The following is a 22133-nucleotide window of genomic DNA, read 5'->3' on the forward strand; positions in this document are numbered from 1 at the left end:
TACGCCGCCGGTGACCAAGTCCTGGTCGCCGGCGGCGTAGTGGCGTTTTTAGGGGTTAACCTTTGTCTTCGTCGTCCCAGTCGTCGATGTAGTCGGCGTATGGGTCTTCGTAGCGGTCGTCTTCTTCATCCTCTCGGCCCCATCCATCGCCCGGCTTCTTGGAGGCTAGCTCGCGCTGGAGCGAATCCAAGTCCATCTCCGGAGAATTGTACTTCAACTGGCGTGCAACTTTGGTCTGCTTTGCCTTCGCGCGTCCGCGTCCCATGTGCATGACCCCCTTGAGGTGTGTAGGGCACGATCCAGGGTTTCGGATGGCCCCATCGGCTTGTCATTTGAGTATCTTCCTGTAAGACACAATAGCCTGTACGTCAAAAAAATTCCGCACGACCCCCTAAGGCAGGGCAAATGGCCTAGTGAGAGACTTAAAGGTTTTTCCCACTAGGCCCGTAAACGGGTGGCTCTACTTGCCGCGCAGCTTGTTGATGGCCGCGCGCCCGGCCTTCGGCCCCTCGGAGGTGGGAATGGAATCCGGATCCAGGTTGGCGGCCGCCTGGCCGATGGTCAGCTGCCCGGCATCCAGGGCGGAGCGCTTGACCAAGCCTAGGGCGATGGGGCCGAAGTCGCAGTCGTCGACGAGAGAGCCCATCCGCCCGACGCGGCGCCCGGAGAAGGTGATTTCGGATCCCGGTTCGGGCAGCTGCGGGGCCGAGCCGTCCAGGTGCAGCAGCACTAGCAGGCGGGGAGAGCGGCCGAGGTTTTCTACGCGCGCCACGGTCTCCTGCCCGCGGTAGCAGCCCTTGTTCAGGTGCACGGCGCCGGCGTGCTCGCCGCGGCCGATCCACTGCGGGACCTCGTGGGGGATGGACTTGTTGTCCAAGTCCACGGCCAGCTCCGGTTCGCGGGCGCGGATGCGCTCGGCGGTATACGCCATCAGCCCGGCCAGGGTGGCCCCGGCCGCTTCCAGCTCCCCGACGGCGCTGGCCAGCTCCGCGCGAGGCACGACGATGTCGCGGCGGCGGATCCCCGGCCAGTCGACGTCCCGGCTAAAGACGGTGGAGGAGGGGGTGGAGACTTCCCCGTCGCCCAGGACCGTCAGCAGGGCGTAGTCGGGTTCGGCGATTTCTACCTGGGACCAGAAGACCATCTTGGTCAGGAAATCGCGTAGGCTGTCTGCTTGGCCCGCGGGCAGATCGAGGAAGAACCCCTCGGCCGTGCGGGCGATATCCGCCTGGTGCAGGATGTGGCCCTGGATGTCCAAGTCGAGGGCCGTGGCGCTGTAGCCCACGGGGACATCGTCCAGCTTCTGCGACAGGAGGTTGTTTAGGAACTCCGCGGAGTCCTGGCCGCTGACCTGCACGAAACGGCGGTGGCTGCGGTCGACGGCGATGGGGCCGGACTGGGCGGCGCGCTGTTCGCCCAGCGGGTTTCCGTAATGCCACGCGACCCCGGCGGCATCAAGCGGTGTTTCTGACTGGAATTCGGCAGCGCCGGGGCGCTGAAGAAGAACAGAAGAATAACTCACACTTGCCATCGTAACGCGCCATTCGCCTGCTTGGCTAGGCCCAACGGGGCATAATTATGGGCATGCTACAACCTGCGCCCGTAATCTACGTGGTCGAGCCCTTCGGGGGTTCGATCCGCCGCCACAACCCCACGCTGCCGCTGGTCTTTTGGGACGACGCGGCCGTCACGCGGGGCGACGGGGTCTTTGAGTCCCTGCTCATTAGGGGCGGGGAGGCCAAAAACGTCGAGCGGCACGCGCAGCGCTTCGCCCGCTCCGCCCGCGCCCTCGGGCTGCCGGAACCGTGCCTGGACAAGTGGCTGGAGGCCACCGCGCTGGCCGCGAACGAATTCGACGCGGAGGAGGCTAAGTGCACCTGGACCTATTCGCGGGGGCGGGCCTCGACCGGGGTACCCACGGCGTGGGTGGCGGTCCAGCCCATCGGCGCGGACGTGTTGACCCAGCGGGCGAAGGGGGTGCGCGTGTGGGCCACCCCGCGGCGCTGGCAGGCCGATGACAAGGTGCTGGCCAAGACCCTGAACTACGCCGCGACGCTGGCTACGCTGCGGCAGGCCCGCCACGACGGCTACGACGACGTCATCTATACCCACCCGGACAGCGGGCTGGTGCTGGAGGGGGCGACCTCGACGGTCGTGGCGGTGCGCGGTAAGAAGCTGCGCACGCCCAAGGCCCCGGGGATTCTGCCGGGCACCACGCAGGCGGCGCTGTTCGCGCTGGCCGAGGAGCGCGGTTATAACTGCAAGGCCAAGGAGATGGACCTGGGCTACCTGCAGCGCTCGGACTCGGTTTGGCTGGTTTCCTCGGTGCGCACCGGGGTGCGCGTCCGCTCGCTGAACGGGACCAAGCTGGCGGCCCCGGACAACGAGAAGGAGATCCGCGCGCTTATCGACGCCGCGGTGGCGGCGTAGCGCGAGAAGCTAGCCGGCGACGCGGGAAAGCTCGGCGGACATGTACGGGCGCATCTCGCCGTCGACGAGGCGCTCGTCGACCCAGCCCAGGTTGTTGTTGGGCATCAGCCCGTACATGCGCTTGCCCGGGCCCAGGTTCTTCGGGCCGGTCTCGGTGACCATGGTCGAGGCGGACTCGAGCTGCCAGGCGCGCTCGTTGAAGGGCTCGCCGTAGAAGATCTCGACGATTCCGGTCGAGGACGTGTAGGTCATCTCGATCTCGTCCTTCGGGGAGATGCGCCAGAAGCCGGACTCGCGCACGTCGGCCTCGCCCGGGTTGCCATCGGAGTCGATCTTCCAGGTCCGGGAGCTAAAGGACAGGTAGTTCTCGCCGTCGTGGGCGATAATCAGGCGCTGGCCGAAGGTGTACTCGTTGCCGTCGGTGCCGTGTGCCTGGCCCTCGCCCTGCCACACGCCTACCAGCGGCAGGAGGGCCAGCAGGCCGTCGTGCAGGGACGGGCCCTGGCGCAGGTTGGCGGTGTCCTCCGAGACGGGGATCTCGGCGAAGTCCGGGGCCGGGATGTTGCGCGCCGAGGCGTCCTTCCAGGCCTCGGCGGCGTGGTTCACGGCGGCGTTGCCGTTGAGCTTGCCATTGGAGCCGGTGTTCGCCGCGGCGGCATCGGCAGCCGTGTCCGGGGCCGGCTCGCCCGCCGGGGTGGTGTTCTCGGGGTTTTCGGAGTGTTCGTTTCGCTCAGTCATGCCCTCGATCCTAGCTAACTGCGCGTCGGCACTGCGTGGTTGGGCGGGGGAGAAAGCCAGCGAAACCCGGCCCAGGTCGATAGAGTGTGGTGTGTGCGTGTCCTATTAATCCTGAACCCGAACTCCACGAGCCAGAACGCCGGCCTGCTGCGGCAGGTCGTGCCGGCCCTGCGGTCGGTGCCCGGGCTGTCCATGGAGGCCCGGATGACCCAGTACCCGGGGCATGCGGAGCAGATGGTGGCCGGCATGCGCCGCGCAGACTTCGACGCGGTCATCGCCATGGGCGGCGACGGCACCGTCAACGAGATCGTCAACGGCCTACTCGGCACGGTCAAAGACTCCGCAGGCTCTGGGCAGCAACCCCGCCCGGAGGACCTGCCCGTGCTGGCTATCATCCCGACCGGCTCGGCGAATGTCTTCGTGCGCGCGCTGGGCTTTCCCGCCGGCGCCGTGGACGCGACCCACGTGCTGGCCCGGCTGCTTGACCGCCACAGCACCCGCACCATCTGCCTGGGCACCTGGGACGAGCGCTGGTTCGCGGTGAACGCGGGCTTCGGCCTGGACGCCGACGTCCTGGCGCGCGTGGACCGCGCCCGCGAGCGCGGCTTTGCGGCCACCCCGCTGCGATACCTGGCCATCGGGGTGCGCGCCTATACCCGCGCGCTGCGCCGGCCGCCGCGCATCAACGTGGTCGCGGAAGGCCGCGACGGGCAGCGCTGGGAGCACGAGAACGTGCCCCTGATGCTGGCCTCGAATACCAACCCGTGGACTTTCCTGGGCCCGCTGCCCATGGTGACCAACCCGCGCAACTCCTTCGACGAAGGACTGGGTCTGTTCGGCCTGAGCAGCCTGCAGGGCGTGTCCGGCCTGGTGGGCATGTTGCACCTCATCGGCGTGGATCACCGCCGCTGGCTCAACAAGGTCACCAGCGCGCGCACCCTGCAATTCGACGACGCCACCGCGGTGACGCTGAGCTGCCCGACCCCGCACCGCTTCCAGGCGGACGGGGAATCCGAGGGCACGCACACCCGGGTACAGCTCAAGTCGGTGCCGGACGCCCTCGAGGTCTTCGCCCCGCAGGAGGCCGGCGAGCCGCACAAGCGCAGCCTCAAGGAGATCTTGCGGGATCTGATCCGGATTAAGTAGGCGCGGCTAGGCGCCGGAATTCTCGTCGTTGACCTCGCGCCCGTCGGAGTCGTAGTCCCCGGCGATCTCGATGGGGGCGAGCTGCCCGGGCTGCAGGTGGGTGTTGCGGCGCTGGGTCTCGAAGGTGATGCCGCCGCCCTGCAGGCGCACGGCGGTGGCCTGGGCGGGCAGCGGCAGCTGCCGGGTATCCAGCTCCAACTCGAAGGCCTTCGTGGCCTCTTCTTCGCTCGTGCCCGCGGCCAGCTCCAGGATCTCCACCGGGCGCATGTAGAAGCGCTCGCCGACTAGCCGCAGCGTCACGCGCACCCGGGTGGGCTCTTTCGCGCCGGCGACGGTGCCACTGAGCTCGGCCTCGGAGGCCATGCCGCCCGTAGGCGAGATGTTGTCCGGGTTGGCAATCGACAAGTCAGTGATGTCCAGCAGGCGCCCGAGCGCCACCCCGTCCAGGGTGATGGCGCGCGAGAAGGTGGACACCGGGGCGCCGGCGAAGTTGCCGCTGGTCAGCTGGTCGGCGGCGACGGTGATATCGCGTAGGGTGGTCTGCGCGTTGATCATCCCTAGGTGGGGGACCTCCACGTCGAGGGACTTGACCTCGATCAGCGGGATCTCGTTGGTTACCGCCGCCCCCAGGTAGGGCATGCCCCCGACGAAGACCTCGGGGGAGTTTTCCAGCTTGGATTCTTCCTTGACCCGCTGGGAAATGGAGTGCTCCGCATGCATGGCGAAGCCGGAGTCCACCACGAACAGGCTTCCGCCCACCGCGGCGATGCCCAACAACCAGGCAAGCGGCTTGCGGGCGCGGGCGGGCACAACAACGTCAGTCACATGTTCCATTGTTGCAAACTATCCTGGAAACCATGACAGCGACTAGCACTAAGACCACGCACCTGCCCGACGATGCCGCCACGGCCCGCGCCGTAGCCGCCCTAGCGCGCGACGCCGCCCAAGCCGACGGGGTGGCACCCCTGTCCGAGCAGTTCCTGGCGGGGCTGGCGGATGCCCGCCTGGGCCATACCCATACCCTGCTCTGGGTGGGTGAGGACCTGGCCGGGGCGGCGGCTGACGACGGCGACAGCGCCGAGCTCTTCGTCGCCCCCGACTTCCGCGGCCACGGCGGGGGCAAGGCCCTGCTGGCCGAGCTTGGCGATCGCCCGGTCTGGGCACACGGCAACCTGCCGGCGGCCCAGCACCTGGCTGCCGCCGCGGGCCGGGAGGTAGAGCGCGAGCTTTTGGTCATGGCAGTTGAAGGGGAACCGTTGTCCAGCGCCGCGGCCTTTTCTGCCGACGACGCGCCGGGACTTCAGGCCCTGGATTACCCGGCGGCCGCCGAACGCTTGGGGGCCGCTGCCGTGGACCGAGCCTGGCTGGCGGTCAACAACGAGGCGTTTAGCTGGCACCCGGAGCAGGGCGGCTGGGACGCCGAGCGCTTGGAGCGCGGCAAGGACAACTCCTGGTTCGACCCTGCGGACGTGCTCTTCCTGTGGGATACCCGCGGCGCGGAACCGACGCTGGCCGGCTTCCACTGGACCAAATGGCACTCCCCGGCAACCACCGAGGAGGACGAGTCCTTCGGCGAGGTCTACGTCATCGGTCTGGCCAGCTCCTACCGGGGCAAGGGGCTATCCCGTCCGCTGCTGGCGCTGGGCCTGCAGCGCATGCAGGACAAGGGCGCTGACAAGGTGATTTTGTACGTGGAGGCGGACAACGCGGCGGCCGTGCGCTCCTACGAGAAGGCGGGCTTCGAGGTGGCCGAGCGCCACTGCGTCTACGGCGTGCAGAACCGCTAGGGACAGCCTGAAAACCAGACCAAATCCAAACCACAACCAGGCGAAGAACACAGTGAAACGTGAAAGGTGAGTAGAATCACCTGCGGTGGGACGATTGTTAACTCAGTGTTAACCGAAAGGCACCTTTCGGGTTAACCAAGACTGGATAGCTTTAAGCGTTGTGAGTATCCAGGCCTTCACGGCTCGGAGGCACTGCGCTGCGGACTAGTTCACCGCTTAAAGGCCAGTTCCACCGCGCTGGAGGTCAGCCCGGCTCCACCGTCCCATGGGGTGGAAGCACGCGGGTAAAGGTGCTCGGACAATCAAGTTGAATCTGATCTCCACAGGAAAGGTTTCCCGTGATTCGCAATTTCAAGCGCACCGCTGCAATCTTCGGCATCATCGCGGCTTCTTCTACCGCTCTGGTCGCCTGCAACGACTCTGACTCCTCCGACTCCTCCGCTGAGGGCGAGACCGAGGTTTCCGGCGAGCTGACTGGTGAGGGCGCTTCCTCCCAGCAAAACGCTATGGACTACTTTGCTTCCAAGTTCCAGGAAGCTACTGGCGGCGACGCTAGCCTGGCCTACAACGCCACCGGCTCCGGCTCCGGCCGTACTCAGTTCGTCGATGGCCAGGTCACCTTCGCCGGTTCCGACTCCCCGCTGGAGGAGGAGCAGGTCGACGCTGCTAAGGATCGTTGCAACGGCAACGACGCTTGGCACCTGCCGTTCGTCATCGGCCCGGTTGCTATCGCCTACAACCTGGAGGGTGTTGACGAGCTGAACCTTTCCACCGAGAACGTTGCCAAGATCTTCAAGGGTGACATCACCGAATGGAACGATGAGGCCATCCAGGCTGACAACGAGGGCGTTGACCTGCCGGACACCCGCATCTCTGTGGTCTACCGCTCCGACGAGTCCGGTACCTCCGACAACTTCCAGAAGTTCCTGCACGACGCCACCGAAGAGTGGGACAACGAAGGCGGCAAGAACTTCCCGACCGAGGTAGGCGAGGGTGCCAACGGCTCCTCCGGTGTTGCTACCCAGGTCTCCAGCATCGACGGCGGCATCACCTACGTCGAGCACTCTCACGCTGAGCAGGCTGGCCTGGGCGTCGCCAAGATCGACTTCGGTGCCGGCCCGACCGAGCTGTCCGAGGAGACCGTCGGTACCGCTCTGGAGAACCTGGAGTTCGAGACCGAGGGCAACGACATGGTTGTTAACTCCGAGGCCCTGTTCTCCTCCTCCGATGAGGGGTCCTACCCGCTCATCCTGACCACCTACGAGATTGTCTGCTCCGCTGGCTACGACGAGTCCGAGGCAGCCCTGCTGAAGGAGTTCCTGAAGACCGCTCTGGATCACCAGGATGAGGGTCTGACCGAGGCCGGCCACATCCCGGTCTCCGGCGCTCACCTGGATCGCCTGAAGACGGCTGTCGACGAGATTCAGGCGTCCTAAAGCATCCTCATACTGACTGGGTCATCGTCCCGCACGAAGCGCGGGGTGGTGCTCCAGATGGTTGAATTTCCCCCGCCGGCCGCTTTCTACGCCGTCGGGGGTTCTTCCCGTTAAGCGGGATGATGTGACACACGTAAAAACCCTACAAGTTGAAGGATCCCCGCCACATGGCTGAGTACAACTCGACAACGGGTGAGCATAAGAAGCTCGACGACGACCGCAACGTGGAAGGCCACTCCGTGGCTACGACCACCGCCGCGGGCCAACCCGACAACGAACCCCAGGGCGCTTCCGAGGGCGTGAAGACCGGCGGCGTTAAGCGCCCGGGCGATCGCGTCTTTGAGATTTTATCCACGGCGTCCGCCACCCTTATCACCGTCTTCATTGCGGCTATCGGCATCTTCCTGATTATCCGTGCCGTCCCCGCGCTGAACCGCAACGCCGAAGGCTACCTCGGCTTCTTCACCTACACGGGTCCGTGGGACACGTCCAACGTGGACGAAATGTACTTCGGTATCCCGAACCTGTTCGCCGCGACGGTCACCATGTCGGTGCTGGCTCTCATCATCGCCATGCCGGTGGCATTGGGCGTGGCCATCTTCCTGTCCAACTACGCGCCGGCGCGCCTGGTCAAGCCGATGGGCTTCTTGGTCGACATGCTGGCCGCCGTCCCGTCCATCGTTTACGGCCTGTGGGGCTGGCTGGTCCTGGGCCCGGTGCTCTCGGGATTCTACGAGTGGATTCACAGCTGGGCCGGTGGGTTCTTCCTCTTCACCGTCTACGAGAACTCGCCGTCGTTCGCCACCGCCCGCAACATGTTCACCGGTGGCATTGTCCTGGCCGTGATGATTCTGCCGATTATCGCCGCAACCGCGCGCGAGGTCTTCGTCCAGACCCCGAAGGGGCAGGTCGAGTCCGCCCTCGCCCTGGGCGCTACCCGCTGGGAAGTCGTCCGCATGACCGTTCTGCCGTTCGGCCTGTCGGGCTACATCTCTGGCGCCATGCTGGGTCTGGGTCGCGCGCTCGGTGAGACCATGGCCCTGTACATGGTCGTCGGCCCGTCGTCCGAGTTCCGCTTCTCCCTGTTCGATGGCGGTACCACCTTCGCGACCGCGATTGCGAACGCGGCACCGGAGTTCAACAACCCGATTAAGGCGGGCGCCTACATCGCCGCCGGTCTGGTGCTGTTCTTGCTGACGTTCATCGTCAACGCTATTGCCCGCGCGATCGTCTCCAAGAAGTAGAAGAGTGAGGATAAAAAACAATGTCTAATGCTGTAGCTGCTTCTGACGTTTCGACCACGCACAACTCCTTTACCGACATCTCGGGCAAGCGCAAGTTCGCCAACAGCGCGGCGACTGTCCTTATCTACCTGTGCATGATTGTCGCTCTCATCCCGCTGGTGTGGGTGCTCTGGGAGCTCATCGTCAAGGGCCTGCCCGTCACTCTGAACCTGGAGTGGTGGACCGAGGACATGCTGGGCGTCATGTACCACCAGCCCGGCGGCGGTGCGCTGCACGCCATCGTCGGTACCCTCATCCAGGCCGGCCTGGCGACCATCATCGCTGTCCCGATCGGCGTGTTCACCGCCATCTACCTGGTGGAGTACTCCCGCGGTGGCTGGCTCGGCCGCATCACCACCTTCATGGTGGACATCCTGTCCGGTGTCCCGTCCATCGTTGCCGCCCTGTTCGTCTACGCCGCCTGGATTGGCGTCATGGGCTTCGACCGCTCTGGTCTGGCCCTGGCGTGGTCCCTGTTGCTGCTGATGATTCCGATTGTCGTCCGTAACACCGAGGAGATGTTGCGCGTGGTCCCGATGGACCTGCGCGAGGCCTCCTACGCTCTGGGCGTGCCGAAGTGGAAGACCATCGCCAAGATCGTTCTTCCGACCGCACTGTCCGGTATTGCCACCGGTGTGATGCTGGCAATCGCCCGCATCATGGGCGAGTCCGCTCCGGTCCTCATCCTGGTCGGTTCCACCAGCGCCCTGAAGTGGGACCCGACGAGCGGCACCATGTCCTCGCTGCCGCTGATGATGTTGGACATGTACAAGGCCGGCGTTACCGAACCCGTCCTCGACAAGCTCTGGGGCGCCGCCTTCACCCTGGTCCTTCTCATCGCGCTGCTCAACGTTGCCGCTCGAATCATCTCCGCGAAGTTCTCGGTCAAGCAGTAACCCGCACTGGCTTGACGGCCCGAACTTTCACCGACAACTCTCATACACAGGAGCACAAGATGTCCAAACTCGAACTCAACGACGTCAATATCTACTACGGCGACTTCCACGCTGTGCAGAACGTCAACATGCACATCCCGGCCCAGGCGGTAACTGCGTTCATCGGCCCGTCCGGCTGTGGTAAGTCCACCGTGCTGCGTACCCTCAACCGCATGCACGAGGTCATCCCGGGCGCCTACGTCAAGGGCGAAATCCTGCTGGACGGCCAGAATATCTACGACTCCAAGGTCGACCCGGTCTCCGTGCGCAACACCATCGGCATGGTCTTCCAGAAGGCCAACCCGTTCCCGACCATGTCCATCGAGGACAACGTCGTCGCCGGCCTGAAGCTGTCCGGCGAGAAGAACAAGAAGAAGCTCAAGGAGGTCGCGGAGAAGTCCCTGCGCGGCGCCAACCTGTGGGACGAGGTCAAGGACCGCCTGGACAAGCCGGGCGGCGGCCTCTCCGGCGGTCAGCAGCAGCGTCTGTGCATCGCCCGCGCCATCGCGGTCGAGCCGGAAGTGCTGCTCATGGACGAGCCGTGCTCGGCCCTGGACCCGATTTCCACCCTGGCGGTCGAGGACCTGATTCACGAGCTGAAGCAGGACTTCACCATCGTCATCGTGACCCACAACATGCAGCAGGCTTCCCGCGTGTCTGACAAGACCGGCTTCTTCTCCCTGGAGGCCACCGGTAAGCCGGGTCACCTGGTGGAGTTCAACGACACCACCAAGATCTTCGAGAACCCGGAAAAGAAGGAAACCGAAGACTACATCTCCGGCCGCTTCGGCTAAGGATTCCCCTCGCGCACGGCTGCGCCGTGCGCTGCGCTAAAACTTGATTGTCTGAGCTAAAGACTTCATCCCCCGGCGCCAGGTTGAGCCCTGGTGCCGGGGGATTAGTCGTTGAGAAACCCGCCGCGCAGGGCGCGCGGCGGGCAGAGGGGAGGAAAGGGGGCTAGGGGAGGGGGTGTACGGGCTTAGCGGCGGAACTGGCGCTCCAGGGCGGCGAAGTGGGCCTCCATGTCCTGGCGGCGGTCCTCGTCGGCTCGGCGGGCCAGGTACTCGTCCGGCAGCATGCCGGTGCTCAGGTACAGGATGCGGGCGGCCACGTTGACGCAGTGGTCCGCGTAGCGCTCGTAGAAGCGCGAGAGCATGGCCAGGTCCACGGCCGAGCGGGTGGAGTACTTCCACTCCCGCTGGGTCAGGATGGTGATCAGGTGGTGGTTGATGTCGTCCACCGCGTCATCGTCGCTCGCCAGCTCCAGGGCCAGCTGGGGGTCCGGGTCGATGAGGGCGTTGCGCGTGCGCGAGCACATCTCATCCACCAGGCGGGTGAGCTCTTCCAGGTACCCCATGAATTCCTCCGGAACCACGTGGTGCGGGTGGCGGCGCCGCGCGGACTTCGCGATGTGCTTGGCCAGCTGGCCCATGCGGTAGAGGTCCTCCACGATATAGATAGAGGAGACCACTTGGCGCAGGTCCTTGGCCATGGGGTTTTCCAGTGCCAGGAGGGATACGGCGCGTTCTTCGCACCGGGTGCGCAGCTCTTCTAGCTCGTCGGATAGGGACAGACCGTCTTCCGCCGGCTGCAGGGCGGCCGTCAGAAGCGCGCGCGAAGCCTGAGACATGATCGCCTGAACCGTGTCGCACATCAGGATCAGGTCGTGCGCGAAGTTATCTAACTTCTCTCTGTAGGCAATTCGCATGCCCCACAGTATAGTGCACGTATATTGGTAACGCCCGTCGAGAACTAGTATTTTTCGATACCTCTATAGGTGTATACAAGCTGGGGGTTTAGCCGCCGGAGTTCATAATCTCGGCACCGGCGGGCACCGCCTCATCTTCCGGGTCATCCAGCCAACCGTCGGGTAGCGCGACCTTGGCCGGTGAGCCCTGACGTCCGCGGGGCCCCGAGGCGTCGTCGGCCCGGGCGTCAGAACCGGCCCAGGGGGCGAGCAGCTCGCGCAGATCCGGCAGGGAGTTGACCTTGGACAGCTGCGAGCGGACCTCGCCGCCGACCGGGAAACCGCGCAGGTACCACCCAATGTGTTTACGAATATCGCGGCAGGCGTGGGCCTCGCCGTCGTAGTGCGCGAGCAGCTCCGCGTGACGGTAGAGGATCCGCGTGACCTCCCCCAGGGTAGGCTCCTGCGGTACCGGCTCGCCGCGCAGGTGGGCGGAGAGCTCCGCGAAGAGCCAGGGCCGCCCCAGGCAGCCGCGGCCAACGACGACGCCGTCGCAGCCGGTGGCTTCCATCATCGCGGCGGCATCGGAGGCCTTGAAGATGTCGCCGTTGCCCAGCACCGGCACGCCGCTGTCGGCGAGGTGTTCCTTCAGGCGAGCGATCTCCGACCAGTCGGCCTGGCCGGAGTAGCGCTGGGCGGCGGTGCGCCCGTGCAGGGCGACGGCGGCCGCCCCCTCCTCGACGGCGATCCGGCCGGCGTCCAGGTGCGTGTGGTGCTCGCTGTCGATGCCGACGCGCATCTTCACCGTCACCGGGATATCGGTGCCTTCCGTGGCCTTGACGGCGGCGGCGACGATATTGCCGAACAGTCGGCGCTTGTACGGCAGGGCGGACCCGCCCCCGCGGCGGGTGACCTTCGGGACCGGGCAGCCGAAGTTCATGTCGATGTGGTCGGCCAGATCCTCGTCCACGATCATCTTTGCGGCGCGGTAGGTGTATTCCGGATCCACGGTGTAGAGCTGCAGCGAGCGCGGATCTTCGTTCGGGGCGAAGGTAGTCATGTGCATGGTCTTTTCATTGCGTTCGACCAGGGCGCGGGCGGTGACCATCTCGCAGACGTAGAGCCCGGACACGGTGCCGGTGCGGGCGAGCTCCTGCTCGCGGCAGAGCGTGCGGAAAGCCACGTTCGTCACCCCGGCCATCGGGGCGAGGATGACGGGGGAGTCGAGAGAAATAGAACCAATGCGCAAAGTCACGTTCTATATTGTGGACTGTGGGCAGAAACGCTGGCAAACCGGGACGGCGGGTGCACCTGGCTTCACAGTTCTGGCACTGTTGCGGAAAAGGTTGCAAATATTCGCTAATGTGGTGCGTGTAACTAAAACCATGCGGCGTGCGTCATACTCGCGCGCCGCTACAATTACAGGAGGTAAAGATTTGACTGAGCGGATTGGGTATTACCAGGACCTTGTGGTCTCCGCCGAGGAAGCAGCCAAGTACGTTAACAATGGCGACCGAGTCGGCATTTCCGGCTTCACCGGTGCCGGTTACCCGAAGGCACTGCCGACCGCCATCGCTGAGAAGGCCACCAAGGCCCACGAGGCGGGCGAAGAATTCAAGATTGACGTCTTCTCCGGCGCCTCCACCGCCCCGGACTGCGACGGCGTCCTGGCCGAGGCGGACGCCCTGCGCTTCCGCGCTCCGTACAACTCTGACCCGGTGCTGCGCAACAAGGCCAACTCCGGCGAGCTGCTCTACCAGGACGTCCACCTGTCCCACATGGGCCAGCAGGTCGAGGAGGGCTTCTACGGCGACTTCCAGGTAGCCATCATCGAGGTCGTCCGCATTACCGAGGACGGCAACATCGTGCCGTCGTCCGCCGTGGGCAACAACCTCGAGTACATCGAGGCCGCGGACAAGATCATCCTCGAGGTTAACGAGTGGCAGTCGCTGAACCTGGAGGGCATGCACGATATTTACCGCATCGAGAAGCTGCCGAACCGCCAGCCGATCCCGATCACCAAGGTCAGCGACCGCATCGGTGAGACCTACATCGAGGTCCCCAAGGACAAGGTCGTGGCCGTCGTTAAGACCAACGCCCCGGACCGCAACGCCCCCTTCAAGGCCCCGGACGAGACCTCCGAGAAGATCGCCGCGAACTTCATCGACTTCCTCGAGGGCGAGGTTGCCGCCGGCCGCCTGGCTTACGACCAGTTCATCATGCAGTCGGGCGTGGGCAACGTCCCGAACGCCGTGATGGCCGGCCTGCTGGATTCCAAGTTCGAAAACATCCAGGCCTACACCGAGGTCATCCAGGACGGCATGCTGGATCTTATCGACGCCGGCAAGATGACCGTCGCTTCCGCTACCTCCTTCGCGCTGTCCCCGGAGTACGCGGAGAAGATGAACGCCGAGGCCGACCGCTACGCCAAGCACATCGTGCTGCGCCCGCAGCAGGTCTCCAACCACCCGGAGGTCATCCGCCGCGTCGGCCTGATTTCCTCCAACGGCATGATTGAGGCCGATATCTACGGCAACATCAACTCCACCAACGTGGGCGGAACCCGCATCATGAACGGCACCGGCGGCTCCGGCGACTTCACCCGCAACGCCTACATCAGCACCTTCGTGTCCCCGTCTATCGCTAAGGATGGCAAGATCTCCGCCATCGTGCCTTTCGTGGCTCACACCGACCACACCGAGCACGACACCATGGTGATTATCACCGAGTACGGCGTGGCCGACCTGCGCGGCTTGGCCCCGCGCGAGCGCGCCGAGAAGGTCATCGCCGTGGCCCACCCGGATTACCGCCCGGCGCTGGAGGAGTACTTCGAGCGTGCCAAGCAGGGTAAGTTCATCCACACCCCGCACGATCTGAAGTCCGCCTTCGACTTCCAGATCCGCTTCGCCGAGACCGGGGATATGCGTCCCCAGTAAGCGCGCCGACGCTTTTTAGGCAGTTGGTAGCCCTTGAACTGGGCCTTTGGGGTCGAGTTCGGGGGCTATTTTCTTCCTGTCGTGGACTCCTATTAGAATAAGGAACGCATTGGGCCTTTAGCTCAGCTGGTAGAGCTACGGACTTTTAATCCGCAGGTCGAGGGTTCGAGCCCCTCAGGGCCCACGAATTAACACTTCCCCTGGTCGTAATTGACCGGGGGTTTGTTGTATCTGGGCTGGTGGGCGGATTCTAGGGGTCGTGGAAACACTTCCTATGTTTCGGTTGAGTTTATCAGTGCCGCCATTTTCTCGGGGTTGCGTCTTTTAGTGTGGTGTAACGTTTGCTGATGGTGGGCCCCGGAAATAGTGGGGCGGTCACCGTCAGTTAACCTTTCGACACCTCTGATCTTGGCCAGAACTACCGGCAGTCGGTGAAGGTGTGGCGTGATGCATGCGATCGGTTCGTGCCGTTTGTGCAGTTCCCGCCAGCTGCGCAAAAAGGTGTTGTACACCACGAATTCGATCGAGTCACTTAATGCTGAGCTGCGCACAACTACCTGGAACCGGGACCAGTTCCCGAACGATACTGCAGCGCTGAAGACGCTGTGGCTGATGGTGCGCAACATCGAAGACAAACGCGCTGCCACACGCGCGAAGCAAGCCAAGCGCGCCGTTGAGTGCAACGGGTATGTTGAAGCAGCGAAGGCCAATGGCTGGAATAAAGACATCAACCAACTAGCTGTGGCATAACCAGACCGATTCGCGGACTAGCTGTAAACCAAGTCCCCGTACACAAACTATCGGAAACTCTCCGTGAATACGCTGGTATACTGCTTGACACATAAGCTCTCCTACTATCTGGTCGCCAGTGTTCACGCCTCCTGAACACTATCCATGGTCGCTGGCGCGCCCAATTTCATGACATATAAAGAGTATCGAGCGTGACGCATGTTAGTACCATGCATGGTGGAAAAGCATCTGATTTAAGTGGTGATACAGATAATAAACCGACTTATTCATTCGATAGAACTGAAATCTTCCATTTAACCTTTAAAAGATAGGTCTCGGTTAATGCATATATCTAATATTTATCTCGCCTACGTCAAACGCTTCTTTCTAGACAGGCCTGATACAGCAATCCAGGTTTTTGCAGGTGCCAGTTTTGATGAGTAAGAGATTCTCGAGTGGATTGATGAAGGCAAAAAAGTAGACCATGACATTTGGTACGAGGAAATTCCGATAGAGAATCTTCCCCATTCTTTCAGCTCGCCGGGTGAGGTATTAGTTTATTTCGATGGGTGTTCTTTTAACGAAGGGTGGGAACATGATTTCCAGTGGACAGATCCAGTAGGTCGTAGAGCCCTTATCCCCGAAAAGTTTAATGGAGTTGTACGCCCCCAACCTGAGACAGAAGGAGTGCTACGGGAAGACGGATATGTAGGTAATGATTACTATCTGTGGAGAGTTCCTTGCCCGTGGAAAAGCCGCTACCTTTTGGCTCCGTTCCAGGAAAAGAGTAATGTACATTGACTACGGACGTCCGTTTACGGTTTGAGCGTAATTAAATCGTAAAATCATGATGCGAGAAAAGTGACCTTAACTAGAGCAGTTAGTTAAGGTCACTTTTGTTTGTGCTAATGATTTTCATCGATTGGACGAAATGAACCAATGACACAACCTAACCAGCTGGTGCTGGCGCGGGAGTCACGGGGCGCGACTTCCTTGCCCCGTGTGATTGTCACGTCCGGACACTCGTTTGCGCGTGCGCGCTCTAACGTTTTAAGCGCTCTTTGTTGCTCATACTGATACGTGAATGCGCCGGCGTATTGCCTGACACAAGCGGCCTGCTATCTGGTTACCAGTGTTCACGCCCCCTGACCAGCATCTATGGTCGCTGGCGAGCCTATTTTCATGGCACACGCCCGCTAACGCGCGCCACGGCGCCGTTAGTGGGTTCTTTTGTGTCTTGAAAAGCATTGACCCTTAAAGCCCGTTGGGAAGGGCTGGGGTGCCGGCTGCGGGCTCCTAGCTCTTGACCATCTTTTTGATGGCGCGCATGGCCTCATCTAGCTTGTCCTGGGAGATGGTGCCGTCCGCGTTGCGGGCCCCGGCCACGCAGTGGGCGATATGGTCCTCGAGGAGGGCGAGGGAGACGTTTTCCAGGGCAGAGGTGACCGCGGAGATCTGGGTGATGATGTCGATGCAGTACTGGTCTTCGTCGAGCATGCGGTGGATGCCGCGGGTTTGTCCTTCGATCCTGCGCAGCCTGGCCAGGTACTCCTTCTTGGACTCGGCATCCGCGTTGTAGCCGTGTTTATGCGGTGCGTGGCACGAGCAGGCTTCGTGATTTTCGGGCATGACGGTGGTTTTTTCTCCGGGGTAGGACGCGATTTTGTATTGAGTGATTCTTCCAGTATATTTTGAGAAGTCGCGCAAGGGAAAGCGAGAGTTTTCTGCCTTGGGTACCGCGGCAGGCCCCCATCGTCTAGCGGCCTAGGACACTGCCCTTTCACGGCAGCGGCACGGGTTCGAATCCCGTTGGGGGTACGGAGAGGTTTCCATAATTCTAGGGTCCCTCTTTACCACGTACGTTTTTACGTACTGGCCCTGTGGCGCAGTTGGTTAGCGCGCCGCCCTGTCACGGCGGAGGTCGCGGGTTCAAGTCCCGTCAGGGTCGCAGTAGTGCGAAGGGTCGAGGTTTTCCTCGGCCCTTTTTCGCGTTTTTGAGGCGCGGTTTTCCGCTGGTGTCGGGGCGGCAGCAGGCGGGTGGGGCAGGCTTGCCGACGTGTCCTGATGGGCGCCGGTTTTCGCTATGAATATGGATGGCTAGCAGGCGATTTGCCTATGTTTCGGCGTTCTGTGTAGAGTAATAACTCGTGCAAGACAGGGTGCAGGCACCCTGGAATGCCGCAAATTAAATAATGGCCCTGTGGCGCAGTTGGTTAGCGCGCCGCCCTGTCACGGCGGAGGTCGCGGGTTCAAGTCCCGTCAGGGTCGCCAAGGCTACTTTCGTAGTCTTCGGCCAGATAGCTCAGTCGGTAGAGCACACGCCTGAAAAGTGTGGGGTCGCCAGTTCGATCCTGGCTCTGGCCACCAGCAAGGTCCGTTTCCTCTCATGGGAACGGGCCTTTTTGGCATACTGGGGCCATGGATAATTACGCCGTTGCGAACCAGACCGACCGCTCCCAGTACGTCATCACCGTGGACGGCCAGGAGGCCGGCTACGCGCATTACGTGGATGATGCGGACGTGCGCGAGTTCGACCACACGGTCGTCCACCCGGACTTCCAGGGCAAGGGCCTGTCCAAGCCCCTGATCCAGGCGGCGCTGGAAGGCGCCCGGGAGGCCGGCAAGCGCGTGCGGCCGACCTGCTCGGCCGTGGCGCACTTTATCGACAAAAATCCCGCCTACAGGGACTTGCAGGCGGGTAAATAAGCGGGATACTAGCCGGAGGCTAGGCAAGCGGCTGCAGGCCCGTGTGGGGCGCTGCGGCCGTTCGGCGTGCTGGCTAGATGAAGTAGTCGGGGTCGACCAGCTTGATGCGCTCTTCGTGGCGGCGCGGCCGGTTCTTGGCCGGGATGCCGATGGCGCTGTGTTCCGGGGGCACGTCCTTGGTGACTACCGCGTTAGCGCCGACGGCGGAGCCGTGGCCGATAGTGATGGGGCCGAGTACCTTGGCGCCGGCGCCGATGACGACGTTGTCTTCGATGGTGGGGTGGCGTTTGGTCTGGGTGAGCACCTGGCCGCCCAGGGTAACCCCGTGGTAGAGCATCACGCCGTCGCCGATCTCGGCGGTCTCACCGATGACGATTCCCATGCCGTGGTCGATGAAGAAGCGGCGTCCGATGGTGGCGCCGGGGTGGATCTCAATGCCGGTAAAGAAGCGGTTGAGCTGCGCTAAAACGCGGGCCGGGCCCTTCAGGCCGCGCTTCCAGAGCCAGTGGGAGACGCGGTGGGCCCAAATGGCGTGCAGTCCCGAATAGACGATGGCGTTTTCTACGTCGCCGCGGGCAGCGGGGTCGTGGTCGCGGGCGTTAGCTAGGTCTTCGCGGATTCGGCTGAGGAAGTTCATATCCAAAGCGTACTAAAAACCGGTCGCTTAAAAGGCAAGAAAAAGTGCCTGCTTGGCTATACAAGGCTCAAGCAGGCACTTAACGCGTGAAATTAATCTTCGCGGATGTCCTCGTAGAGGATGGTGGAGACGTAGCGCTCACCGAAGTCGCAGACGACGGTGACGATGGTCTTGCCCTCGTTCTCCGGGCGCTGCGCCAGCTCCAGGGCTGCCTTCAGGTTGGCGCCGGTGGAGATACCGCCCAGGATGCCGTCGGCGACGGCCAGCTTGCGGGAGGTCTCCACAGCGTCTTCGTTGCTAATGGCGATGACCTCGTCGACCAGCTTGCGGTCCAGGACCTCCGGGATGAAGTTGGCGCCCAGACCCTGGATCTTGTGCGGGCCGGCCTTGCCCTCGGACAGCAGCGGGGAAGCGGACGGTTCGACGGCCACGGCCTTCAGGTCCGGGTTCTTCTCCTTCAGGAAGCGGCCCGCGCCGGTGATGGTGCCGCCGGTGCCGACGCCCGCGACCAGGATGTCGACGTTGCCGTCGGTGTCGTTCCAGATCTCCGGGCCGGTGGTGTTGTAGTGCACGGTCGGGTTGGCCTCGTTGGCGAACTGGCGAGCCAGGATGGCGCCTTCGTTCTGCTCAATAATCTCGTTGGCCTTGTCGACTGCGCCCTGCATGCCGGCGGCGCCCGGGGTCAGGACGATCTCGGCGCCGTAAGCGCGCAGCAGGACGCGGCGCTCGTTGGACATGGTCTCCGGCATGGTCAGGATGACCTTGTAGCCGCGAGCCGCGCCGACCAGGGCCAGGGCGATGCCGGTGTTGCCGGAGGTGGCTTCCACGATGGTGCCGCCCGGCTTGAGCTCGCCGGAGGCCTCGGCGGCGTCGACGATGGCCTGGCCGATACGGTCCTTGACCGAGTTGGCCGGGTTGAAGGACTCAACCTTAACGAGCACGTCGGCCTTCAGGCCCTCGGTCAGGCGGTTGACGCGAACCAGCGGGGTGCCGCCGATGGTCTCGAGAATGTTGTCGTAGATCTTTGCCATAGGTATTCGGGACTCCTTGTGCAGCTGTTTTCCGATTTACTTTTCCCACCCTACACTAGTTGGCTAGACCGACCAGTACGCAAGAAATAGACCGAGTTTTATTCAGTTGGCCACCGTGCCTACCACGGCAGTTGCCGTAGGGAGGGCGGGTGCTTATACCAGCTGGAGCGCGCCGGCGCTTAGGGCTAACCCCGTCGTCTGTATTTTAAATAGGTGCCGGATTCGTGTTTTATGTGAGTGCTGATTTAGAATTACCCCCGTTAGCCCGTTACAGTTGGGAAACAGTGTTGTAATACACCCGTTCAAAAGGGGCACCCCTGGGTGCACCTTAATGGGTACCCCCGAGTAGGAGTACGTCTTGGAAGCGCACCGAATTAAAGATGACGACGAGGCCGTACGGGCCGCATTGTCTTCCTTGAAGACCGCCACTGGTATCCCGGTGACGATGTACGGCACCTTGCTGCCGGATAATCGCCTGCAGATCACACAGTGGGTCGGCCTGCGCACCCCCGCCCTGCAGAACCTGACTATCGATGCCGGCGTCGGCGTCGGCGGCCGCGTCGTCAAGAGCCGCCGCGCGGTAGGCGTTTCGGATTACCTGCGCGCCAAGACCATCTCCCACGAAAACGACCGGCTCATCCAGGACGAGGGACTGCACTCCATCGTCGCCGTGCCGGTCATCGTCCAGCGCGAAATCCGCGGCGTGCTCTACGTCGGCGTGCACTCGCCGGTCCGCCTGGGCGACAAGGTCATCGAGGAAGTCACCATGACGGCCCGCTGCCTCGAGCAGGATCTGGCCGTGAACTCGGTGCTGCGCCGCACCGACGGCGGCAAGAGCGGTGCCGGCCGCAGCGGGCACGTCATGAACGGTGCGGAGTGGGAGCAGGTCCGTTCCACCCACTCGAAGCTGCGCATGCTGGCCAACCGCGTGGCCGAGGACGATATTCGCAAGGAACTCGAGACCCTGTGCGATCAGATGGTCTCGCCGGTCCGCGTCAAGCAGTCCACCAAGCTTTCTGCCCGCGAGCTCGACGTGCTCTCGTGCGTGGCCCTGGGCCACACGAACGTCGAGGCCGCCGAAGAGATGGGTATTGGCGCCGAAACCGTCAAGTCTTATCTGCGCTCTGTGATGCGTAAACTCGGCGCGCACACCCGCTACGAGGCGGTAAACGCCGCCCGCCGGATCGGCGCTCTGCCCTAAGACGCTGTAAGTTGGTCGGTGTGAAGGACCAATTTATTGTCACCGGTGGCGCCCGCCTGCAGGGTTCTGTGAGGGTAGACGGCGCCAAGAATAGTGTGCTGAAACTGATGGCGGCCGCCCTGCTTGCGGAGGGCCGCACGACGTTGACTAACTGTCCGGAGATTCTCGACGTACCCCTCATGAAGAAGGTTCTTGAGGGGTTGGGCTGCGAGGTCGCTATCGATGGCTCGGTAGTCACCATCGATACCCCGGACCAGCCGCGATCGGACGCCGACTTCGACGCCGTTCGGCAGTTCCGCGCCTCCGTCTGCGTCTTGGGCCCGCTGACCGCGCGCTGCGGCCGGGCAAAGGTCGCCCTCCCCGGCGGTGACGCCATCGGCTCCCGCCCGCTGGACATGCACCAGTCGGGTCTGGAGAAGATGGGTGCCAAGACCCGGATCGAGCACGGCGCCGTCGTCGCCGAGGCGCAGCGCCTCCACGGCGCGAAGATCAAGCTCGACTTCCCCTCGGTCGGCGCCACCGAGAACATCTTGACCGCCGCGGTGCTGGCGGAGGGGACCACGGTTTTAGATAACGCCGCGCGCGAGCCGGAGATCGTGGACCTGTGCAACATGCTCAACTCCATGGGCGCCCACATCAGTGGCGCGGGTACCTCGACCGTGACTATCGAGGGTGTGGACAAGCTTCAGCCCACCGAGCACGAGGTTGTCGGCGACCGTATCGTCGCTGGCACTTGGGCCTACGCTGCGGCCATGACCCGCGGCGACCTGACCGTGGGCGGGATCGCCCCGAAGCACCTGCATCTGCCGCTGGAAAAGCTCAAGTCCGCCGGCGCCGACGTGGAGACCTACGAGACGGGCTTTAGGGTCCGCATGGATGGGCGCCCGAAGGCGGTCAACTTCAATACTCTGCCGTTCCCGGGCTTTCCGACCGACCTGCAGCCGATGGCCATTGGCCTGTCCGCGGTGGCCGAGGGTACGACGATGATCACCGAGAACGTCTTTGAATCCCGCTTCCGCTTTGTCGACGAGATGCTCCGCCTAGGCGCGGACGCGCAAGTCGATGGGCACCACGTCATCGTCCGAGGGCAAGAGCGGTTGTCCTCGACCCACGTCTGGAGCTCGGATATCCGCGCCGGCGCCGGCCTGGTCTTGGCGGGCCTGTGTGCGGACGAGGTCTCCGTGGTCCACGATGTCTTCCACATCGACCGCGGCTATCCGAACTTCGTAGAGAACCTGAACCGACTGGGCGCTCAGGTGGAGCGGACCCAGGAAGAGGAGCGGTACTAGCTTATAAACTCTCATCCGTCGGCACCGGAAAATACCGGTGACCGGCGGATTTGTGTCTTTCTAGGACTGTGTGTAAATTAATCCCAGTCGCCGCGAGGTAGCCGAGAGGTTAACGGGCGGTGACGGTGTTTGACTTTGTTTACGGTTGTGAGTAAGGTTGAA

General features: G+C 63.2%; 20 protein-coding genes, 5 tRNA genes and 1 pseudogene. 17 read left to right on the top strand and 9 right to left on the bottom strand.

Annotated elements, in window-relative coordinates:
• Window positions 1–55: 55 nt before the first annotated feature.
• Together QQS53_RS11205 and ygfZ are read right to left on the bottom strand one after the other, a co-directional pair.
• On the bottom strand, window positions 56–265 hold the full coding sequence (locus QQS53_RS11205) for a DUF3073 domain-containing protein (RefSeq protein ID WP_210400087.1): 210 nt from the start codon (window positions 263–265) through the stop codon (window positions 56–58).
• Between the two features lie 195 nt (window positions 266–460).
• A complete protein-coding gene (gene ygfZ, locus QQS53_RS11210) occupies window positions 461–1522 on the bottom strand; it encodes a CAF17-like 4Fe-4S cluster assembly/insertion protein YgfZ (protein ID WP_472775895.1) in 1062 nt (353 codons plus the stop codon).
• 62 nt (window positions 1523–1584) lie between these two features.
• On the opposite strand from ygfZ, the gene QQS53_RS11215 reads away from it, so the two are divergent.
• On the top strand, window positions 1585–2430 hold the full coding sequence (locus QQS53_RS11215) for an aminodeoxychorismate lyase (RefSeq protein ID WP_472775896.1): 846 nt from the start codon (window positions 1585–1587) through the stop codon (window positions 2428–2430).
• 9 nt (window positions 2431–2439) lie between these two features.
• Here the strand turns inward: QQS53_RS11215 and QQS53_RS11220 are convergent, their stop codons facing one another.
• Window positions 2440–3168 carry a heme-binding beta-barrel domain-containing protein gene (locus QQS53_RS11220; protein ID WP_472775897.1) on the bottom strand — a complete coding sequence of 243 codons (729 nt, stop codon included), beginning with the start codon at window positions 3166–3168 and terminating at the stop codon, window positions 2440–2442.
• Between the two features lie 93 nt (window positions 3169–3261).
• Here QQS53_RS11220 and QQS53_RS11225 point away from each other — a divergent pair, with 93 nt between their 5' ends.
• The gene (locus QQS53_RS11225) at window positions 3262–4314 is read left to right on the top strand and encodes a diacylglycerol/lipid kinase family protein (RefSeq protein WP_472775898.1); all 1053 of its coding nucleotides are present in this window, start codon (window positions 3262–3264) and stop codon (window positions 4312–4314) included.
• A 6-nt stretch (window positions 4315–4320) separates the two neighbouring features.
• Here the strand turns inward: QQS53_RS11225 and QQS53_RS11230 are convergent, their stop codons facing one another.
• Window positions 4321–5139, bottom strand: a complete 819-nt coding sequence (locus QQS53_RS11230; protein WP_472775899.1) for an LmeA family phospholipid-binding protein — start codon at window positions 5137–5139, stop codon at window positions 4321–4323.
• A 32-nt stretch (window positions 5140–5171) separates the two neighbouring features.
• Here QQS53_RS11230 and mshD point away from each other — a divergent pair, with 32 nt between their 5' ends.
• From mshD to pstB, 5 genes are all read left to right on the top strand, one after another.
• Window positions 5172–6101: a mycothiol synthase gene (gene mshD / locus QQS53_RS11235; RefSeq protein WP_472775900.1), complete on the top strand. Its 930-nt coding sequence runs from the start codon at window positions 5172–5174 to the stop codon at window positions 6099–6101.
• A 338-nt stretch (window positions 6102–6439) separates the two neighbouring features.
• Window positions 6440–7537, top strand: a complete 1098-nt coding sequence (gene pstS, locus QQS53_RS11240; RefSeq protein ID WP_472775901.1) for a phosphate ABC transporter substrate-binding protein PstS — start codon at window positions 6440–6442, stop codon at window positions 7535–7537.
• A gap of 167 nt (window positions 7538–7704) precedes the next feature.
• Window positions 7705–8781 carry a phosphate ABC transporter permease subunit PstC gene (pstC, locus tag QQS53_RS11245; RefSeq protein ID WP_472775902.1) on the top strand — a complete coding sequence of 359 codons (1077 nt, stop codon included), beginning with the start codon at window positions 7705–7707 and terminating at the stop codon, window positions 8779–8781.
• A 20-nt stretch (window positions 8782–8801) separates the two neighbouring features.
• Window positions 8802–9716, top strand: coding sequence for a phosphate ABC transporter permease PstA (gene pstA, locus QQS53_RS11250; RefSeq protein WP_472775903.1), 915 nt, complete (start codon window positions 8802–8804; stop codon window positions 9714–9716).
• 59 nt (window positions 9717–9775) lie between these two features.
• Window positions 9776–10549, top strand: a complete 774-nt coding sequence (gene pstB, locus QQS53_RS11255; protein ID WP_472775904.1) for a phosphate ABC transporter ATP-binding protein PstB — start codon at window positions 9776–9778, stop codon at window positions 10547–10549.
• Between the two features lie 185 nt (window positions 10550–10734).
• On the opposite strand, the gene phoU is transcribed toward pstB, so the two are convergent.
• Both phoU and dusB read right to left on the bottom strand, forming a co-directional pair.
• Window positions 10735–11463, bottom strand: a complete 729-nt coding sequence (gene phoU / locus QQS53_RS11260; protein WP_472775905.1) for a phosphate signaling complex protein PhoU — start codon at window positions 11461–11463, stop codon at window positions 10735–10737.
• An 88-nt stretch (window positions 11464–11551) separates the two neighbouring features.
• On the bottom strand, window positions 11552–12697 hold the full coding sequence (dusB, locus tag QQS53_RS11265; RefSeq protein ID WP_472775906.1) for a tRNA dihydrouridine synthase DusB: 1146 nt from the start codon (window positions 12695–12697) through the stop codon (window positions 11552–11554).
• Window positions 12698–12878: 181 nt separating this feature from the next.
• On the opposite strand from dusB, the gene QQS53_RS11270 reads away from it, so the two are divergent.
• The 3 genes and pseudogenes from QQS53_RS11270 to QQS53_RS11280 all read left to right on the top strand — a co-directional run.
• Window positions 12879–14378 carry an acetyl-CoA hydrolase/transferase family protein gene (locus QQS53_RS11270; protein ID WP_472775907.1) on the top strand — a complete coding sequence of 500 codons (1500 nt, stop codon included), beginning with the start codon at window positions 12879–12881 and terminating at the stop codon, window positions 14376–14378.
• A gap of 111 nt (window positions 14379–14489) precedes the next feature.
• A tRNA-Lys gene (locus QQS53_RS11275) sits at window positions 14490–14562 on the top strand.
• Between the two features lie 208 nt (window positions 14563–14770).
• A pseudogene (locus QQS53_RS11280) lies at window positions 14771–15128 on the top strand (transposase); the annotation flags it as partial.
• Window positions 15129–16403: 1275 nt separating this feature from the next.
• Here QQS53_RS11280 and QQS53_RS11285 read toward each other — a convergent pair.
• Complete coding sequence (locus QQS53_RS11285; protein ID WP_472775908.1) at window positions 16404–16736, bottom strand: metal-sensitive transcriptional regulator; 333 nt, start codon at window positions 16734–16736, stop codon at window positions 16404–16406.
• A gap of 116 nt (window positions 16737–16852) precedes the next feature.
• Here QQS53_RS11285 and QQS53_RS11290 point away from each other — a divergent pair.
• From QQS53_RS11290 to QQS53_RS11310, 5 genes are all read left to right on the top strand, one after another.
• Window positions 16853–16925, top strand: a tRNA-Glu gene (locus QQS53_RS11290).
• 56 nt (window positions 16926–16981) lie between these two features.
• A tRNA-Asp gene (locus QQS53_RS11295) sits at window positions 16982–17055 on the top strand.
• A gap of 246 nt (window positions 17056–17301) precedes the next feature.
• Window positions 17302–17378, top strand: a tRNA-Asp gene (locus QQS53_RS11300).
• Between the two features lie 20 nt (window positions 17379–17398).
• Window positions 17399–17474: transfer RNA gene (locus QQS53_RS11305), tRNA-Phe, on the top strand.
• Complete coding sequence (locus tag QQS53_RS11310; RefSeq protein ID WP_472775909.1) at window positions 17439–17813, top strand: GNAT family N-acetyltransferase; 375 nt, start codon at window positions 17439–17441, stop codon at window positions 17811–17813. Before QQS53_RS11305 ends, QQS53_RS11310 begins: the two co-directional genes overlap by 36 nt.
• Window positions 17814–17886: 73 nt before the next feature.
• Here QQS53_RS11310 and epsC read toward each other — a convergent pair whose 3' ends face one another.
• The gene (epsC, locus tag QQS53_RS11315) at window positions 17887–18450 is read right to left on the bottom strand and encodes a serine O-acetyltransferase EpsC (protein WP_472775910.1); all 564 of its coding nucleotides are present in this window, start codon (window positions 18448–18450) and stop codon (window positions 17887–17889) included.
• 92 nt (window positions 18451–18542) lie between these two features.
• On the bottom strand, window positions 18543–19481 hold the full coding sequence (gene cysK, locus QQS53_RS11320; protein ID WP_448239553.1) for a cysteine synthase A: 939 nt from the start codon (window positions 19479–19481) through the stop codon (window positions 18543–18545).
• Between the two features lie 358 nt (window positions 19482–19839).
• Between cysK and ramA the strand changes: the two genes are divergently transcribed.
• Window positions 19840–20682 carry an acetate metabolism transcriptional regulator RamA gene (gene ramA / locus QQS53_RS11325; protein WP_472775911.1) on the top strand — a complete coding sequence of 281 codons (843 nt, stop codon included), beginning with the start codon at window positions 19840–19842 and terminating at the stop codon, window positions 20680–20682.
• Between the two features lie 20 nt (window positions 20683–20702).
• On the top strand, window positions 20703–21971 hold the full coding sequence (gene murA, locus QQS53_RS11330) for a UDP-N-acetylglucosamine 1-carboxyvinyltransferase (RefSeq protein ID WP_472775912.1): 1269 nt from the start codon (window positions 20703–20705) through the stop codon (window positions 21969–21971).
• Window positions 21972–22133 lie beyond the last annotated feature (162 nt).

The organism is Corynebacterium sp. 2571A (assembly GCF_055700935.1).